20 protein-coding genes and 1 tRNA gene are annotated in these 16,787 nt (G+C 63.9%); 9 read left to right on the forward strand and 12 right to left on the reverse strand.

The features are described 5' to 3' along the window. On the forward strand, positions 1-398 hold a 398-nt coding region (locus WCL10_RS16175), incomplete at its 5' end, for a TIGR02391 family protein (protein ID WP_336896694.1). A 198-nt stretch (positions 399-596) separates the two neighbouring features. Here the strand turns inward: WCL10_RS16175 and WCL10_RS16180 are convergent. The 3 genes from WCL10_RS16180 to WCL10_RS16190 all read right to left on the reverse strand — a co-directional run bounded on the left by WCL10_RS16180 (position 597) and on the right by WCL10_RS16190 (position 2,452). Beyond that, entirely contained in the window at positions 597-1,484 is an 888-nt protein-coding gene (locus WCL10_RS16180; protein ID WP_336896695.1) for a hypothetical protein, read from the reverse strand. 217 nt (positions 1,485-1,701) lie between these two features. After that, positions 1,702-1,778, reverse strand: a tRNA-Met gene (locus WCL10_RS16185). 119 nt (positions 1,779-1,897) lie between these two features. Then, positions 1,898-2,452, reverse strand: a complete 555-nt coding sequence (locus tag WCL10_RS16190; protein WP_336896696.1) for a 2'-5' RNA ligase family protein — start codon at positions 2,450-2,452, stop codon at positions 1,898-1,900. 291 nt (positions 2,453-2,743) lie between these two features. On the opposite strand from WCL10_RS16190, the gene WCL10_RS16195 reads away from it, so the two are divergent. After that, on the forward strand, positions 2,744-3,208 hold the full coding sequence (locus WCL10_RS16195) for a hypothetical protein (protein WP_336896697.1): 465 nt from the start codon (positions 2,744-2,746) through the stop codon (positions 3,206-3,208). A 7-nt stretch (positions 3,209-3,215) separates the two neighbouring features. Here the strand turns inward: WCL10_RS16195 and mltG are convergent, their stop codons facing one another. The 4 genes from mltG to aspS all read right to left on the reverse strand — a co-directional run bounded on the left by mltG (position 3,216) and on the right by aspS (position 7,862). Beyond that, positions 3,216-4,196, reverse strand: a complete 981-nt coding sequence (gene mltG, locus WCL10_RS16200; RefSeq protein ID WP_336896698.1) for an endolytic transglycosylase MltG — start codon at positions 4,194-4,196, stop codon at positions 3,216-3,218. Between the two features lie 26 nt (positions 4,197-4,222). Continuing rightward, positions 4,223-5,479 (reverse strand): beta-ketoacyl-ACP synthase II, encoded by a 1,257-nt coding sequence (gene fabF, locus WCL10_RS16205; RefSeq protein WP_336896699.1) that lies wholly within the window; start codon positions 5,477-5,479, stop codon positions 4,223-4,225. A 187-nt stretch (positions 5,480-5,666) separates the two neighbouring features. Continuing rightward, positions 5,667-5,903, reverse strand: a complete 237-nt coding sequence (locus WCL10_RS16210) for an acyl carrier protein (RefSeq protein WP_054121351.1) — start codon at positions 5,901-5,903, stop codon at positions 5,667-5,669. A gap of 177 nt (positions 5,904-6,080) precedes the next feature. Continuing rightward, positions 6,081-7,862 carry an aspartate--tRNA ligase gene (aspS, locus tag WCL10_RS16215; protein WP_336896700.1) on the reverse strand — a complete coding sequence of 594 codons (1,782 nt, stop codon included), beginning with the start codon at positions 7,860-7,862 and terminating at the stop codon, positions 6,081-6,083. Between the two features lie 156 nt (positions 7,863-8,018). Between aspS and rnd the strand changes: the two genes are divergently transcribed. Genes rnd through WCL10_RS16240 form a run of 5 tightly spaced genes read left to right on the forward strand, consistent with a single transcriptional unit; the run spans position 8,019 to position 11,163 of the window. Continuing rightward, a complete protein-coding gene (gene rnd, locus WCL10_RS16220; RefSeq protein WP_336896701.1) occupies positions 8,019-9,311 on the forward strand; it encodes a ribonuclease D in 1,293 nt (430 codons plus the stop codon). Positions 9,312-9,325: 14 nt separating this feature from the next. Next, the gene (locus tag WCL10_RS16225) at positions 9,326-10,222 is read left to right on the forward strand and encodes a hydrogen peroxide-inducible genes activator (protein ID WP_336896702.1); all 897 of its coding nucleotides are present in this window, start codon (positions 9,326-9,328) and stop codon (positions 10,220-10,222) included. A gap of 55 nt (positions 10,223-10,277) precedes the next feature. Further along, a complete protein-coding gene (locus WCL10_RS16230) occupies positions 10,278-10,535 on the forward strand; it encodes a type II toxin-antitoxin system ParD family antitoxin (protein WP_336896703.1) in 258 nt (85 codons plus the stop codon). After that, the gene (locus WCL10_RS16235; RefSeq protein ID WP_336896704.1) at positions 10,532-10,828 is read left to right on the forward strand and encodes a type II toxin-antitoxin system RelE/ParE family toxin; all 297 of its coding nucleotides are present in this window, start codon (positions 10,532-10,534) and stop codon (positions 10,826-10,828) included. The genes WCL10_RS16230 and WCL10_RS16235 overlap by 4 nt, the downstream gene beginning before the upstream one ends. Then, positions 10,825-11,163, forward strand: coding sequence for an SMR family transporter (locus tag WCL10_RS16240; protein WP_336896705.1), 339 nt, complete (start codon positions 10,825-10,827; stop codon positions 11,161-11,163). The genes WCL10_RS16235 and WCL10_RS16240 overlap by 4 nt, the downstream gene beginning before the upstream one ends. Before the next feature lie 6 nt (positions 11,164-11,169). Here WCL10_RS16240 and pgsA read toward each other — a convergent pair whose 3' ends face one another. After that, positions 11,170-11,763, reverse strand: coding sequence for a CDP-diacylglycerol--glycerol-3-phosphate 3-phosphatidyltransferase (gene pgsA, locus WCL10_RS16245; protein ID WP_336896706.1), 594 nt, complete (start codon positions 11,761-11,763; stop codon positions 11,170-11,172). Positions 11,764-11,888: 125 nt separating this feature from the next. Between pgsA and WCL10_RS16250 the strand changes: the two genes are divergently transcribed. Further along, entirely contained in the window at positions 11,889-13,217 is a 1,329-nt protein-coding gene (locus WCL10_RS16250) for an MFS transporter (protein WP_336896707.1), read from the forward strand. Positions 13,218-13,227: 10 nt separating this feature from the next. On the opposite strand, the gene WCL10_RS16255 is transcribed toward WCL10_RS16250, so the two are convergent. Then, complete coding sequence (locus tag WCL10_RS16255; RefSeq protein ID WP_336896708.1) at positions 13,228-13,476, reverse strand: hypothetical protein; 249 nt, start codon at positions 13,474-13,476, stop codon at positions 13,228-13,230. Between the two features lie 103 nt (positions 13,477-13,579). Beyond that, positions 13,580-14,014: an EVE domain-containing protein gene (locus tag WCL10_RS16260; RefSeq protein ID WP_336896709.1), complete on the reverse strand. Its 435-nt coding sequence runs from the start codon at positions 14,012-14,014 to the stop codon at positions 13,580-13,582. A gap of 61 nt (positions 14,015-14,075) precedes the next feature. Between WCL10_RS16260 and WCL10_RS16265 the strand changes: the two genes are divergently transcribed. Continuing rightward, positions 14,076-15,011 (forward strand): 2-oxoglutarate and iron-dependent oxygenase domain-containing protein, encoded by a 936-nt coding sequence (locus WCL10_RS16265; protein ID WP_336896710.1) that lies wholly within the window; start codon positions 14,076-14,078, stop codon positions 15,009-15,011. Here the strand turns inward: WCL10_RS16265 and WCL10_RS16270 are convergent. Continuing rightward, positions 15,008-15,466 carry a GreA/GreB family elongation factor gene (locus tag WCL10_RS16270; RefSeq protein ID WP_336896711.1) on the reverse strand — a complete coding sequence of 153 codons (459 nt, stop codon included), beginning with the start codon at positions 15,464-15,466 and terminating at the stop codon, positions 15,008-15,010. The two genes, WCL10_RS16265 and WCL10_RS16270, sit on opposite strands and share 4 nt — an antisense overlap. Continuing rightward, on the reverse strand, positions 15,463-16,785 hold the full coding sequence (locus tag WCL10_RS16275) for an Hsp70 family protein (protein ID WP_336896712.1): 1,323 nt from the start codon (positions 16,783-16,785) through the stop codon (positions 15,463-15,465). Before WCL10_RS16275 ends, WCL10_RS16270 begins: the two co-directional genes overlap by 4 nt. Positions 16,786-16,787: the final 2 nt, after the last annotated feature.

Raw genomic sequence — 16,787 nt, forward strand, 5'->3', positions numbered from 1 at the left:
TATTTAACCGCTGGACTCTCGTTATGACTGAGGGACTGCCGGGGGGCAGGTCAATGGCATTCATGCGCAACGAGTTCGACGTTGCCGCTTTTCAGGCCATGAAGGCAGTCGAAGTTTCAGTTCGAGAGGCTTCAGGATATCCAAAGGGCGACCACGGTGTTCCAATGATCCGGCGTGCATTCCACAAAGATACTGGACCGCTGACAGATGGGGGAGCTGAGGAGGCAGAGAAGGAAGCTCTTTCTGCACTCTTTGCTGGCGCGATTGGCTTATACAAAAATCCTCATTCTCACCGTGACGTGGACCTCACTGATCCGGCCGAAGCGGCAGAGATTGTGATGCTAGCCAATCTGCTGCTGCGAATTGTCGACGGCCGTCTCGCAAAACAGGGCAAATGACAACCGCGCAGCGCCCAGACCGCAGACCAGCTTCAAGGATAGCTCACCCCAGCGACCTCACGCTGTAGCCACGGTCAAAACCCTGATTTCCAGCTGATGCCAAACAGTCGTGTCTCACAACCAATCCGCAACCGTGCGAAACCACCGCGTCCGCGCTGTGCCTGCCCAGCCCAAAACCGTGCGTTAAGTAGCGGCATGTTAGGGCCTTAACCCAAACCAAGATCGCAAGGCTGCGCGAAGACCTCGGGAAATCTTAGCTTTTTCCGCCTTCACAGCGGCTGGCTGGGTGTCCGCTAGGCCGATTGGCTCGCTAGTCATTCCAGAAACAACCGTACTGGGTACAGCTGACTGCGCTGAGGCAACCGAAACTCTTGATGCAACCGTCAGCGCAGGAGCGAGAATCACTTGTGGCTTAGGAGGTGGGCTTTCAAAGCCCTTGTTCAGTAGAAGCACCGGCCACCCTTTGCCTGCATCATAGCTGCACGATTTCGCGAGAGATTGGAAAAGGCTGTTCACCCAGAGACTTGCATCGTGAAAGTAAGAGTCTCTCTCTGGGTCGATGGCTGCATCCAACCACCGACGGAGCTCTTTTTCGTTCGGCAATATTTCGAACCACGATAGCCTCGGAAGATGATCTGTTTGCTTGTAGAAGGCCTTACACGAGTTGAGATTGCCTTCTTGAGCAGCCAGGCCGGAATTAATAACCCATTCTACGGAGAGCATACGCATGAAGGAGTTGTACGTCCTCTCACTTTGCGTGGCTGATTTGATGGATTTAACAAACCCGCCCTCCATCTGAACGATAAGCTTGTTGTCCACATGATTTGTAATAGCGTCTTCAATTCGTGAAGCTTTTGCGTCGCGAAAATTCGCAAGCCATGTGATAATATCTCGACCACAATCAGGACGATATTTTTTTGCTAACTTTGATGTGATTAGATGCCTTACGATATTTCCTTTTAAAATACCTGTAGTTATAATTAGATCCACAACTGCGCCATCTTTAAATTTATACGCTCGAACGAACTGGGCTACATAATTACCGTCTGGCACATTCGTATTAACGAAAGCGTGATGATACGTCATTGGCACGCCCCTCCATGCACTTACACATTCGCTCTGTTTGGCTGCACCATCCCACCGCCGTCAATTGTCGCCAATCAGTCGTGTGACACGACCATTCGAAACCGTGCCAAAGCACCGTGCCTACACCGTCCTGCACAGCCCAAGACCGTGCGATAAACCGTGTGAATGGTTTTGCACTTCCCCGCAGGGGTTAAATTATTGATATCACTGAGTTCAGTGGTAGCGGAGGAGGGACTCGAACCCCCGACACGCGGATTATGATTCCGCTGCTCTAACCGGCTGAGCTACTCCGCCCCGAAGGGTTGCGTGCTGGCGCCAGGCGGGCTGGCGGCAGGGCAGGCGGGCCTATTAGGCGGGGCATCGGGCGCGGTCAACCGGGGAATTGCGGTGCTGGTGAGCTCATACCCGCGCCGTCATCGTCTGGCCCGCCCGCGGAAGGGCCAGCGGCCAGCGGGTTCCCACAGCCCGGCCCGGTAGCGGTGGAGCGCGAGCGCGGCGAAGGTGAAGCGTTCTGCCTGCAGATCGCCGCCAAGCATGGCCTGCAGGGCCTTTGCCTCCGCGCGCGCGACCTTGTTCTGGACCGTAACGTGGAGGCGCGGGGCGGCCTCGTCCTGCAGCGTGAGCATGCCGTGGAACCGCGCGGCGATCATCTCGCGGCAATCAAGCAGCGCCGGGCTTTCGATCGCCAGCGCGGTTCCGGTGCCAAGGTCCATGATCCCGGTCAGCCGGGCAGGCGGCGGCGGCAGTTCGGCGGCAAGCGCCGCGAGGAGGCCGCGGGCCTCGTGCTCCACGCGCGGCGGCAGCGCGCGCAGCAGGGTGACATGCGCGGGCACGCGGTTGCGCGTGGCCGGATAGTGCGCACGGCGCAGACCTTCGGCACGGGCCTGCAACGGCTGAGGCAGTTCGGCCGTCACCACGAGGGCGGCGGCGGCGGGCTGCGCCTCGTCAACCTCGTCCAGCGCACGCACTCCTTTTCCAGCAGAACCGGGCGAATCAGCGCCCCAGGACGCGACCATGGCACGGCGCGGTATGTTCGGAAATGCGGTGGAAAGACGATTCGTTTTTTTCGGGCTGTCAAGCCGGAGCTCCCCTTAGGGATACCCCAAAATATTGATACTTATAGACTATCCGTGGCTTACCTATCCTTGGCGCAGAGGGAAATGGCTGATGGCCAATCAATTGCCAAAATGGAGGCGTTGCGGCATATTCATCTTCGTATGAAGTCAAAGTTATCCCTCCAGGGCCGGGGACCAGGTCAGGTGAAACAACTTCGTCAATCCACGCCGACTTTTCAGCGCTTTGCCGCCGCAGTAATACTTGTCGGTGCTGCCGCGCTGACCGCACCGGTTGCCCATGCGCAGGCTTACGAGAGTGCGTTGCGGTCGATCAGCCCGGCCTCGATCGGTCAGGGCGGGTTGGACGGGCGCACACGTCCCGCGATACTCAGCATTGCACCGGCCTCGGTCGAGAACCAGCCTTCGATAGTTCCTGCGGTCTACGATCCCTCCCTCGGGCGTTTCGTCTCGGCGGTCGGCAATGGGCGCGGGGCGATTTCGGTGAGCGCGACGAGCGCTGTTTCGGTGATGGTCAGCAACCAGAGCAGCACTGTTATCGTCGGCGCTTCGTCGAACTCGGTGCCGCTGCGCGCCGAGGCTGTTTCAAGCCCGACCAGCACGGTCACGACCCAGCAGATCTCCACGAACGTCAGCGCCAGCGGGCGCTGAAACCGGCTTAGAGTTCGCCGCGCGCCTTGCGTATGGCGAACCAGCGCGCGACGTTGGCGTTGTGCTCCTGCAGGGTAGGGGCGAAGACATGCCCGCCCTTTCCATCGGCCACCATAAAGAGCGCATTGGTCCGCGCCGGATGCAGCGCCGCCTCGATCGAGGCCTTGCCCGGATTGGTGATCGGCGCCGATGGCAAGCCGACCATGGTATAGGTGTTGTAGGCGTTGACCGCCTGGATTTCCGACTGGCGGATGCGCCGGCCCAGCGGCTTGCCGCGCGTGATCGGGTAGATGATCGTGGGATCGGCCTGGAGCATCATGCCCTGGCGCAACCGGTTGGAGTAGAGCCCGGCGACCATGCGGCGCTCGGATGGCTTGCCGGTTTCCTTCTCGACGATCGAGGCGAGGATCACGGCTTCCTCGGCGCTCCTCGGCACGGCATCGCTCGCACGCTCGGCCCAGAGCTTCGCCAGCGTGCGCGCCATGGCTTCCTGCATCCGCGCGACCACGGCGCTGCGGCTCTCCCCGCGCTGGAAGGCGTAGGTATCCGGGAGGACCGAACCCTCGGCAGGCGCGGTGACCGGCCCGGTGAGCATGGACTGCGCCATGAGCCGTTCCTGCACCATGATCGATGGCATGCCTTCGGGGATCGTGACCATGCGGCGCACCTCGCCCCCGACCCCCTGCAGGATCGCGAGCACCGCGGCGCCGCTGGCGTGGGCCGGGACCGCGTATTCGCCCGCCTTGAGCGGTTCGCCGCCGCCAAGCAGACGTGCCCGGGTGCGGAAGGTGCTCGCCGAGGCGACGATACCTTCGGCTTCCAGCTTTTCCGCAACGCTCGCAAGGCTGGCGCCCTCGGGCACGGCGAACGTCGTGTCCTTGACCAGGGGACCGCTGCCGTACCAGCCATAGAGGAAGTGGACGCTGTAGGCACCCACCACAAGCAGCACAGCCAGCGCGATGATCCGGAGACGACCTGCCTTGAGCATGGACTGCCGCCTCCTTCCGCGCCGGCTCAGATCGCCTTCACGATGACGCTGGCGTTGGTGCCGCCAAAGCCGAACGAATTGTTCAGCGCGGCGCGCACGACGCGCTTCCTCGCCACCTTGGGCACGAGATCGACGCCCTCGCAGCCTTCGTCCGGATCATCGAGATTGAGCGTGGGCGGCACGACTTGATCGCGGATCGCGAGCACGCAGAAGATCGTCTCGACCGCGCCTGCACCGCCGAGCAAGTGGCCGATGGCGGACTTGGTGCTGCTCATCGAGGCGCCGGCGAGATCGGAACCAAGCACGCGCTTGATCGCGGCAAGCTCGATCGTGTCCGCCATGGTCGAAGTGCCGTGCGCGTTGATGTAGTCGATATCGCCAGGGCCCATGCCGGCCTTGCGCAGCGCCATGCGCATGGCCAGTTCGGCGCCCTTGCCTTCGGGGTGCGGCGCGGTGACGTGGTAGGCATCGCCAGAAAGGCCATAGCCTACGACTTCGGCGTAGATTTTCGCGCCGCGCGCCTTGGCATGTTCGTATTCCTCGAGCACGACGACGCCTGCACCCTCGCCCATGACAAAGCCGTCGCGGCCCTTGTCATAGGGCCGGCTGGCCTGTTCGGGCCGGTCATTGAAGCTGCAGTTGAGCGCACGTGCCTGAGCAAAGCCGGCCACGCCCAGGGGGTTGATTGTGCCCTCAGCGCCGCCCGCCAGCATGATATCGGCATCATCATCGCGGATCATGCGCGCGGCATCGCCGATCGAGTGTGCGCCGGTCGAGCAGGCAGTGACGACCGCATGGTTGGGTCCCATCAGGCCATACTTGATCGAGACCTGGCCCGAGATGAGATTGATCAGGCGGCCGTGGACGAAGTGCGGCGAGACGCGGCCCGGGCCCTTTTCATGCAGGACAATCGATTCGCTCTCGATCCCCGGCAGACCGCCGATGCCAGAACCGATCGAACAGCCGGTGCGCAGCTTGAGAGCCTCGTCCATATCGACAAGGCCAGCGTCTTCGAGCGCCTGCCCGGCGGCATCGATGCCATAGATGATGAACGGATCAACCTGGCGCTGCACCTTGAAATCGACACGCTTGTTCGGGTCGAAACCATAGGGGTGGTCGGCAGGCTTCACTTCGCAGGCGATCAGACATTTCTGCCCCTGGGTATCGAAGCGGGTGATCCGCCCCGCACCTGATTTACCGGCGATAAGGTTGGCCCAAACGGTTTCGACATCGGCCCCGAGCGGGGTGACGAGGCCAAGTCCGGTGATCACGACACGGCGCATTGCAGTCTCCGAAACGTCCGCCAGCCTAGCCGAAAACGGACCATGAAGCACAACAGGCCCAGACCCTTTGGGGGCCGAGCCTGTCGAAGCCCCGGCGCTTGCCGCCGGGGCACGACCGCTGCCCCATCAGGCCTGCACCAAGGCAAACCGGACGGGGAACCGCGGACGGGTTGGCAATCCGAAAGGATCAGCCCTTGTTGTCGTCGATGTACTTGATCGCGTCCGAGACGGTGGCGATCTTCTCGGCCGCGTCGTCGGGGATCTCAACACCGAATTCTTCCTCGAACGCCATGACCAACTCGACGATGTCGAGGCTGTCGGCACCGAGATCGTCGATGAAGCTCGCGTCTTCGGTGACCTTGTCGGCCTCTACCCCGAGGTGCTCGACAACGATCTTCTTCACGCGGTCGGCGGTATCGCTCATTCTTTTGCCCCTTCAAGGAACTGGGTTGGTATCATCAAATCTGGCCATCGCCCTAATGTCCGGATTGCAGGCTGGCAAGTGGCCCGATGCAAACGATCGGTGTGGACGAGATGTGCAGAATGCGTGACGAGCGGTGAATCCTGTGACTGATGGTGCCCGCCGCAGGCCAGTCCGCCCTCACCCTTTCGGCTGCTCCACCGTTCGCAGATGCAGCTCACGCAGCTGCACCGGGGCCGCCGGCGAAGGCGCGCCCATGAGTAGGTCCTCGGCGCGCTGGTTCATCGGGAACAGCGTGATCTCGCGCAGGTTCTGTGCGCCGCAGACCAGCATGACGATGCGATCCACGCCCGCCGCCATGCCGCCGTGCGGCGGCGCGCCGTACTGGAACGCGCGGTAAAGCCCGCCGAAGCGCTCCTCGACGTCTGCCTTCGAGAGGCCGACGAGTTCGAACGCCTTGACCATCAATTCGGGCGACTGGTTGCGGATCGAGCCCGAGGCGATTTCGTAGCCGTTGCAGACAAGATCGTACTGGAAGGCCTTGATCGTCAGCGGGTCCTGGCCCTCGAGCGCGGCCATGCCGCCCTGCGGCATCGAGAACGGGTTGTGCGCGAACTCGACCTTCTTGGCGTCCTCGTCCCACTCGTAGAACGGGAAATCGACGATCCAGCACAAGTCGAACCGGTCCTTGTCGATCAGGCCGAGCTGATCGGCAACGCGCGTGCGGGCAAGGCCGGCGAGCTTTGCGGCCTGCTCGGGCTTGCCAGCGGCGAAGAACAAGCCATCGTCCGGGCCAAGGCCGAGCGCGGCGTAGAGCGTTTCCATGCCTTCGGTGCCATGGTTCTTGGCGATCGGTCCGCCGAACTCGCCGCCCTTGCGCGTGACATAGCCGAGGCCGGCATGGCCTTCGCTGCGTGCCCACTCGTTCATGTCGTCGAAGAACTTGCGGCTCTTGTCTGCCGTACCCGGCGCGGGGATCGCGCGCACGGTGCCGCCACCCGCGACGATCTTCTCGAACAGGCCGAAGCCCGAGGTGGTGAAGTGCGAGGCAACGTCACTGATGATCAGCGGGTTGCGCAGGTCCGGCTTGTCCGAACCGTACTTGAGGATCGCCTCATCATAGGCGATGCGCGGGAAGCTGCCCGAAGGCGTCACCGGCTTGCCCTGCGCGAAAGCTTCGAACACCCCGCCGATCACGGGTTCCATCGTTTCCCAGACTTCTTCCTGGGTCACGAAGCTCATCTCGAGATCGAGCTGGTAGAACTCGCCCGGCAGGCGGTCGGCGCGCGGGTCCTCGTCGCGGAAGCAGGGGGCGATCTGGAAGTACCGATCGAAGCCCGCCACCATCAGCAGCTGCTTGTACTGCTGCGGCGCCTGCGGCAGCGCATAGAACTTGCCCGCGTGGATGCGGCTCGGCACGAGGAAGTCGCGCGCGCCTTCGGGGCTCGAGGCGGTGAGGATCGGGGTCGAGTATTCGGTGAACCCGGCATCTTCCATGCGGCGGCGCATGTCGCGGATCACCTTGGTGCGCGTAACGATGTTGGCGTGCAGCGTCTCGCGGCGCAGATCGAGGAAGCGGTAGCGCAGGCGGATATCTTCGGGATACTCCTGCTCGCCGGCGACCGGCATGGGCAGCTCTTCCGCCGCCGAAAGCACCGTCGCGGCGCGGGCATAGACTTCGATTGCGCCGGTCGCGAGCGCCGGGTTCACCGTGCTTTCGCTGCGCGCCTTGACCTCGCCCTCGATCGTCACAACGCTTTCGACGCGCGTGGATTCAAGGATCGCTAGCGCAGGGCTGTCGCTGTCTGCCACGATCTGGGTGATGCCGTAGTGGTCGCGCAAGTCGACGAAGAGCACGCCGCCATGGTCGCGCTTGCGGTGCACCCAACCCGAAAGGCGCACGTTCTGCCCGACTTGCTCCAGTGCGAGCGCGCCGCAGGTGTGGGAACGATAAGGGTGCATCGAGGTCTTTCCAATCGGGCTGCATTCGGGCAGGGAATGGCTGCGGCCAAGAGGCGATGGCCGCGTATTTGTCAAGCCGCAGGCCCCGGACGGGGCCACCACCAGTTCCGGACCGGACCTGCTTGGGCCGTGATGGAGCCCATACAGAAAAGCACGATGAAGATACACCCGCTGATCACCACCACCGAGGCCCTCGCCGCACTGTGCAGCCGCCTCGCCACGGCCGATTTCATCACGGTCGACACCGAGTTCATGCGCGAGAACACCTATTGGCCCGAGCTGTGCCTGGTGCAGATCGCCGACGACAAGGAAGCCGCCGCGATCGACCCGCTCGCGCCCGGGCTCGACCTTGCCCCGATGCTCGAGCTGCTGGTCGACAACGAGGACGTGCTCAAGGTGTTCCACGCCGGCGGGCAGGATGTGGAAATCATCTACAACTTGACCGGGCGCACCCCTCACCCGATCTTCGACACCCAGATCGCGATGATGGCGATCAGCCAGTCCGAACAGATCGGCTATTCGAACCTCGTCGAAAGCTGGCTCGGCTTCACGGTCGACAAGGGCGCCCGCTTCACCGACTGGTCGCGCCGCCCGCTGACCGAGCGCCAGATCGAATATGCCATCGGCGACGTCACGCATCTTTCGAAAATCTTCCCGCGCATGCTCAAGCGGCTGATCAAGACCGGGCGCGGCGAATGGCTTGATGCGGAGATGGAAAAGCTCGCCGATCCCGAGAACTACCGGTCCGATCCTCAGGCGGTGTGGCAGAAGATACGTGCGCCCAGCCGCAACCCGGCGGTGCTCGGCCGCCTCAAGGCCGTTGCCGCCTGGCGCGAGGTCGAGGCGATGGACAAGAACATCCCGCGCGGCCGGATCATGCGCGACGAGACCCTCGCCGATATCGCCAGCCATCCGCCGCGCGAGCAGCACGAACTCGCCAAAGTGCGCGGGCTTTCCGCCGGGTGGAAGGACAACGACATAGGGAAGCGCCTGATGCAGGCGATTGCCGATGCCAAGCCGATGACCGACGCCGAGATGCCCCCGCGCGCGCCGCGCGGTGCGCCGCTGGGCAAGGAAGGTGCGCTGGTCGCCGATCTCCTGAAACTGCTGCTCAAGATCCGTAGCCGCGAGATTGATATAGCGGCACGATTGCTGGCACGCAGCGACGATCTCGAAGCGCTGGCCGCCGGGCAGCGCAAGGGCCTGCAAATCCTCGAAGGCTGGCGTTTCGAGCAGTTCGGGCGGGATGCGCTCGAACTGGTCGAGGGCAAGCTCGCTTTCGCCGTGGTCAAGGGCAAGCTGAAGATGGCGCATATCGATGCCATTGCCGGCGGGAATAACGACGAGGCCGATCCGGTGACGGACGAGGACGCGATCCTGCTGACCACCGATGAAGGCGACGGCCGCAACTGGGACGACGATCAGGCCGCAGAGCGCGGGGCCGACTGAGAGCACCACGCTGCATGGCCACCTACCTTCCCACACTCAAGCAGCTGCAATATCTCGTCGCGCTGCACGAGCACGGCCATTTTGGCCGCGCCGCGGAGACCTGCTTCGTCTCGCAGTCGACGCTTTCGGCGGGCCTGCGCGAACTGGAGACACTGCTCGGCGTCACGCTGGTCGAGCGTACGCGGCGGGTCGTGCGTTTTACGGCATTGGGCGATCAGGTGGTGGCAAAGGCGCACCGCCTGCTGCGCGAGGGCGAGGAACTGGCCGCACTGGTCCAGGCGCACGGCGCACCGCTTTCGGGCGAACTCAGAATGAGCGTGATCCCGACGATCGCGCCCTTTCTCCTGCCCCGCATCCTGCCGCGCCTGCGCCGCGAGCGGCCGCAACTGAAGCTGTTCCTGCGCGAGGAGCCGAGCGCGGGAGCGGTCGAATCGTTGCATCACGGGCGGGCGGACTGCGTGCTGCTCGCGCTGCCCTTCGCAACCGGCGAGGTGGAGGCCGCGCACCTGTTCCACGACCGGCTGCTCGTCGCCTTCCCCAAGGACGATCCGCGCGACCCGCCTGCCAGCATCGCGCCTGCGCTGATCGACGAGGCACGGCTCTTGCTGCTGGAAGACGGGCATTGCCTCAAGGACCACGTGCTTGCCGCCTGCAATCGCCCCGAACTGCGGGCCAGTGCAACGATGATCGGCACCAGCCTGCACACGCTGGTCCAGATGGTCGACAATGGCCTCGGGCTTACCATGCTGCCCGAAATGGCGGTGAACGCGGGCATCCTGCGCGATACCCAGATCGTCGCCCGCCCCCTCGAATCCGCCCACGCCAGCCGCGAGATCGCGCTGGTCTGGCGCAAGAACTCCCCGCGCGCGGAGGAGTTTCGCTTGCTGGCGAGCGAACTAGCGGCGGGTTGATAATAGTTGATAAAAGAGGTAATCTAGGCTCACCATTTGACCTCCCGAGGTGAGCATGATCAGCGCCGATCTTGGACCCAAGCTTGAGGAATTTGTGACCGAACTGGTCGCGAACGGCCGCTACAACTCGAAGAGCGAAGTCCTGCGCGAAGGCGTGCGGCTGATTCAGGATCGCGAGGCGCGGCTGGCGGCGTATAATGCGGCGATTCAGCGCGGCCTCGATGACGTGGAGGCAGGGCGAACGAAACCCGCTGCCGAGGTGCTTGATCGCCTCGAGCAAAAATACCGCGCGATGATCGAAAGCGCGAAGTGAAACTAGAGTTCGCGGCGGAAGCCGAAGCCGATCTCGAAGCCATTGCCGCGTTCATCGCGCGGGACAGCCTCCAGCAAGCGCTCCGGTTTATTGCTGAACTGCGTGAAGCCTGTGAGAGCCTCACGACGTTCCCACGACGGTTCCCAGTGGCTCATCAGGACAAACGCGGTGAGGTCCGCAAGGCTCTGTACGGCAACTATCTGATATTCTTCAAGATCGAAGAGGAGACGATCTACGTGATCCATATCCTCCACGGCGCCACCGACTATGAAGTGAGGTTCCCGGCACCATGAACCTTCCGCCCTATCTCTCGCTCACCATTGCCATTGTCGCCGAAGTCATCGCGACGACCGCGCTCAAGCAATCGGCGGGTTTCAGCAAGCTCTTGCCTCTGGCGGTCAGCATGGCGGGCTACGCTATCGCGCTGTTCTTCCTGTCGCTGACGCTAGAGCGCATTCCGACCGGCGTTGCTTATGCAATCTGGTCGGGCGTGGGCATCGTGCTGATCACGGCGCTGGCGTGGGCGGTGCACGGACAGCGGCTCGATGCGCCGGCGCTGGCGGGGATCGGCCTGATCATGGCCGGGGTACTGGTGCTGAACCTGTTCTCGAAGGCCGGCGCGGGCTGAGCCGCCTCAATCCATGTGCTTCAAACCGACGCGCAGGTAATCCCAGCCGGTGATCACCGTCAGCGCCGCCGCGGCCCAAAGCGTGATGAGGCCGAGCGTGTGCGGCACATTCGCGGTGATGCCCATGACCGGCGCGGTCCACTCAGGCGCGGCCTCGCCCAGAATCAGCGCGCCGAGGGCAAAGAATTGGAACGTCGTCTTCCACTTGGCGAGCCTCGACACCGGGACCGAGACCTGGATGCCGCCCAGAAACTCACGCAGACCCGAAACCGCGATCTCGCGGATCAGGATGATCAGGCCCGCGATGACGTGCAGATCGCCGACATAGGGGCCGGTCAGCACGCCCTGCGCGGTCAGCACCAGAATCACCGCCGCCACCATGATCTTGTCTGCGATCGGATCGAGGAAAATGCCGAGCTTGGACACCGTGCCCTGCGCGCGGGCGAGGTAGCCGTCGAAGTAGTCGGTCACCCCCATCAGGGCGTAGACCGCAAAGCCGATGGCATAGCCCATGTGCCATTCGGGCCACCACAGCAGCCCGGCGAGAAGCGGCACGGTGACGATGCGCGAGAGCGTGAGCAGATTGGGAAGAGTCAGCATCGAGCCGCACCATAGGCAGGATGGTGAAGGGAAGAAACCGCAAGTTGGCACCCAGATGCCCTCTTGCCCGTAACGCACACGGCGCTATGGGTCGAAACACACATGCGAATGCTGGCAAGGACCGAATGACAACCACTGCGCTGCTCATCCGGAAACGCCGCTTTCTGCCTCTTTTTGCCACGCAGTTGCTCGGCGCGTTCAACGACAATCTCTACAAGAACGCGATGATCCTGTACGTGGTGTATACCGTGTACAGCTCGGAAGCGGCCGAAGCGCGCTTCTCGGCGATCGCCTCGGCGGTGTTCATCCTGCCCTTCTTCCTGCTTTCCGCGCTTTCCGGCCAATTGGCCGACATGCGCGACAAGGCGCGGATCATCCGCTTCGTGAAGGCGGCGGAAATCGCGATCATGCTGGTCGGCGCGGCCGGGCTCTACATGGCCTGGCGCGGCATAGCGGTGCATTTGGTGGCTATTCCGCTGATGCTGGCGGCGCTGCTTGCGATGGGCGTGCATTCCACCTTCTTCGGCCCGATCAAGTACGCGATCCTGCCGCAGCACCTCCAGCCGAACGAAGTGCTTGCGGGCACCGGGCTGGTCGAAGCGGGGACCTATATCTCGATCCTGGCAGGCACAATCTTTGCCGGCTGGATCCCGGTCGAGTGGGCTGCGGTGATCTGCATCCTGACCGCGCTGATCGGCTTTTGCACCGCGCAGTTCGTTCCGCCCGCGCCGCCGCAGATGGAGCCTGTACCGCTCGATTTCCACGTGATCCGCTCCTCGATCACGCTCGTGCGCATGACGACGCGCCACCCGCGCGTGTTCCTTGCGATTGCTGCAATCAGCTTCTTCTGGACGATCGGCGCGGTGCTCTTCATCCAGTTCCCGCCGCTGGCCAAGAACGTGCTTTCGGCGAGCAAGGAAGTCGCCAGCCTGTTCCTCGTGGTGTTCTCGATCGGCGTCTCGATCGGCTCGGTCTCGATCAACCATCTGCTCAAGGGCACCGTCTCGGCGAAATATGGCCCGGTGTCGGTGATCGTGATGGGCCTGTTCGTGATTGCCTTCCACGTCGTGTGCAAGATGTGGCAGCATGCTCCGGGCTCGGCGCTGCTCAACGTGCCGCAGTTCGTGATGGAGCCGCTGGCCGTGCCGCTGCTACTCAGCCTGCTCGGCATCGCGATTTCGGGCGGCATGTTCGTGGTACCGCTCTATGCCTTCCTGACGACGGTGGTCGACAAGGCGGAAACCGCGCGCACGATCGCGGCGAACAATATCGTCAATGCGGGCGCCATGGTGGTGGGCTCGCTGATAGCGGTGGGCCTCAGCGCGGCGGGCGTGGCGCTGGCGGATCAGCTGCTGCTGGGCGCGGCCATGTGCCTCGTCGCCGCCTGGCTTGGCCGTGTGCTCTACCGCGCCGAGCTCGCGCACCTGGGCGAAATCGAACACACCTTCGAATAAGCCTTCGGCGTCAGAAGATGAACACCGAGATGGCGAGGAAGCAGGCGCAATAGGCGAGCAGGAAATCCTTCAAGTCCTGCAACGTGATTCGCTTGGGGTCGACCGGGGGCGACCGGAGGCCTTCAGGCATCTGCAGCCGGGCCAGCGCCGCCTCGACCTCAGGCTCCAGCATCGGCAACGGTCGCAGCACATGCGCGGGCAGGGTGCGGCGGAATGGATGTCCGGCAAGTTCCGGATTGCGTGCGGGCCGTTTGAGCATGACCCCTTGTTAACCCGATGCTAACCATTCGGGGAGGGGCTGGCGCATGGCCTCGAGGGCCCAAAGCGGGACAGTTCCGAACCGGGACAGTCTTGCGTCAGGGTCAGGCCGCGCCGCCCGCCATTTCCAGAATGAGTTCCCATTCCGCCGCGCGGACCGCCGAGACGGAGAGGCGCGACAGCCGCAGCAGATCCATCTCCGCCAGCGCCGGGGTGGCCTTGATCGTTGCCAGTGTGATCGGGGCCTTGAGCTTGGCCACCGGCTTGACCTTTACCGCCGCCCACTTGCCTTCGGGATCGGTGGGATCGATCAGGCCCGCCACGCTGATGCGGGCGATTCCAACGATCTCCTTGCCGATATTCGAGTGATAGAAGAACGCCAGGTCGCCCACCGCCATGGTGCGCAGGTTACGCGCGGCAAGGTGGTTGCGCACGCCGTCCCAGGTCCCCTCGCCCTCAGCGACAAGGTCATCCCAGCCGTAGACGTCGGGCTCCGACTTCATCAGCCAGAGCTGCTCGGTGAGCGCGATTTTGGTCATGCATGCGTTCCGTGATGGGGCTATTGGGGGCTCTTACCTGCAATCGGATGCCGTGCAAGCCATGAACCTCGATACCCTTCCCGTGCTCTCGCTCGCTGCCCCATCGGGCGATCTGGCGCGGGATCTTGGCGCCAGTTTCCAGCGATTCGGCTTCGCGCTGGTCAGGGACCATGGTCTCGATCCGGCGCTGGTGGCGCGCGGGTGGGAAATGACTGCGGCATTCTTCGCGCTGCCCGAGGCGGAGAAGCGGCGCTGGCACGTGGCGGGCGGCGGCGGGCAGCGCGGCTATACCCCCTTCGGCACCGAAATCGCCAAGGGCGCGGCGGTGCACGATCTCAAGGAATTCTGGCACGTGGGGCGCGAGCTTGCGGCTGGCGATCCGCTGGCGGCGAGCATGCCCGCCAATGTCTGGCCCGATGCACCAGCACATTTCCGCGAGACCTTCACCGCGCTCTTTGCCGAGTTTGACCGGATCGGCGCGCAGATCCTTTCGCATATCGCGGCCTGGCTGGGCCTTGCGCCCAACTGGTTCGATCCTGCCATTGCCGGGGGCAATTCGATCCTGCGCCTGCTGCACTATCCGCCCCTGCCCGGCGACACAGGCGGCGCGATCCGCGCGGGCGCGCATGAGGACATCAATCTCATCACCCTCCTGCTGGGCGCCGAGGAAGCGGGGCTGGAACTGCTGACGCGCGAGGGCCGCTGGATCCCCGCCTCGCCCCCGCCGGGCGCGCTGGTGGTCAACATCGGTGACATGCTGCAGCGCCTCACCAACCATGTGCTGCCATCAACCACGCACCGCGTGCGCAATCCGGACGGGGCGCGGGCTGGACACAGCCGCTATTCGATGCCGTTCTTCCTGCACCTGCGCAGCGATTTCAGCATTGCCACGCTGCCCGGCTGCGTCAGCGCAGACAATCCCGACCGCTACCCTGTGCCGATCACCGCGGACACCTATCTCCACGAACGGCTGCGCGAAATCGGGCTGAAGGTTTAGGCGTTCACTGTCAGGACTTCGATCGCGGCTGTCTTGCCGCCAAAGTCGATTTCGTCTCCCGCTTCCGCCCCCAGCAAGGCACGGCTGAGCGGCGCGGTGAAGGAGAGCAGACCTGCGGCGGGGTCTGCCTCGTCGTCGCCCACCAGCGTGATGGAGCGCGCCTTGCCGTTCAGCCGGAACGTTACGGTGGAGCCAAAGGACACAGCTGCGCCATCCGGTGTCGGCACAACTTGCGCGGTGGCCTGGCGGGTCAACCAGTAGCGCAAGTCGCGGCGGACTTTCTTGATGGCGTCTTCATCGACAAGACCGGCCAGTTGCGTCTCCAGCTCCGCCACTCGCGCCGCGATCAGCGAAAGGCCGCGCTCGGTCACGAGGTTCGGGCCCGGCGGGATCGGCAGCTCGAACTTGGGCTCGAGATGTTCGTCATCGCCTTCGCGGCGGAAGGCGACGCTCATGCTTCGTCCTCTTCGGCTATGGTCCACTCGGCCAGATCGGGCGCGCTGCCGATCATGGCGAGGCCATGGGCAATAGAGGTCAATTCATCGCCGCTGGCAATGCGCCTTTCGCCGAACCGCCGCTCGAACAGCGCGCGCACGGCGGGGATGAGCGAGGAGCCGCCGGTCACGAAGACATGGTCAATCTGCCCCGCATCAAGCCCGGCCCGGGCCAGCACGCGGTCGACGCCTGCTTCGAGTTCGGCAAGGTCTGGTGCAATCCAGCGTTCGAAATCGGCGCGGGCCACTTCGGCGGTGATCGTCAGCCCCTCACCCTCGAAGCGGAACTCTGCATGGGTGTCGCTGGACAGTGAGCGCTTAACCGCACCGATCGCCTCGTAAAGCCCGTAGCCCAGCTCGTTCTCGACCACAGCGATCATCCGGTCGATCGCTGCCGGGTCAGTCGCCGCGTGGCGCAGCTTGGCGAGCTGATCAAGCGTGCGTTTGTTGCGCATAAGCGCGAGCCGCGACCAGTCGCCGAAATCGGCGAAATGCCCGGCGGGGATTTCGAGCACCTTGTCGAACGAGCGATAAGTGCCGCCCTTGCCGAGCAGCGGCAGGACGAGCTGATCCATGATGCGGTAGTCGAAGCGGTCTCCCGCTATCCCCACACCGGCCGAGGCGAGTGGCACGCAGCGCCGCGCGGCATCGGGTGCGGCGACGCGGACGATCGAGAAGTCGCTCGTGCCGCCGCCGAAATCGGCCACCAGCAATGTCGCCGGCTCGCTCAGCCGCGAGGCAAAGCCATAGGCCGCGCCGAGCGGTTCGTAGACATAGTGGATCTCGCGCTTCAGCCCGGCGAACATGGCATCGTAGCGGGTGCGGGCCAGCACCGCATCGGGCCGCGCGCCGACATAGCGCACCGGGCGGCCCACCACGATCCGCTCGGGCAGCGCCTGCAGCGCATCGCCGGCGTGGGCTGCCAGATGTTCCATGAACACGCGGCCCAGATCCTCGAAGCGCAGCCGCTTGGTGAAGATCTGCGCGTGTTCGAACGTGGTGCTGGCGGCGACCGACTTGAACGACTGGATGAAGCGCGAGCCTTGCGGAAAGCCAAGGAATTCGGCGATGGCCCAGGGACCAGCCTCATGCGCCAGCCCGCCCCGCGCAGCATCGTCCTGCCAGAAGCAGAGCGCCGAACGGAACACCGCGCTGGCGCCATCGGGGGCATCGAAAGTCGCGAGCCGTGGCACGCCGACCTCGCCCGCGCGCGCAACGACCGAATTGGTCGTGCCGAAGTCGATGCCGACCGCAGGCACTGGGGATTGAGAGGCGGGCATGG

It is taken from the genome of Novosphingobium sp. (assembly GCF_037133355.1).
Classification (GTDB): domain Bacteria; phylum Pseudomonadota; class Alphaproteobacteria; order Sphingomonadales; family Sphingomonadaceae; genus Novosphingobium.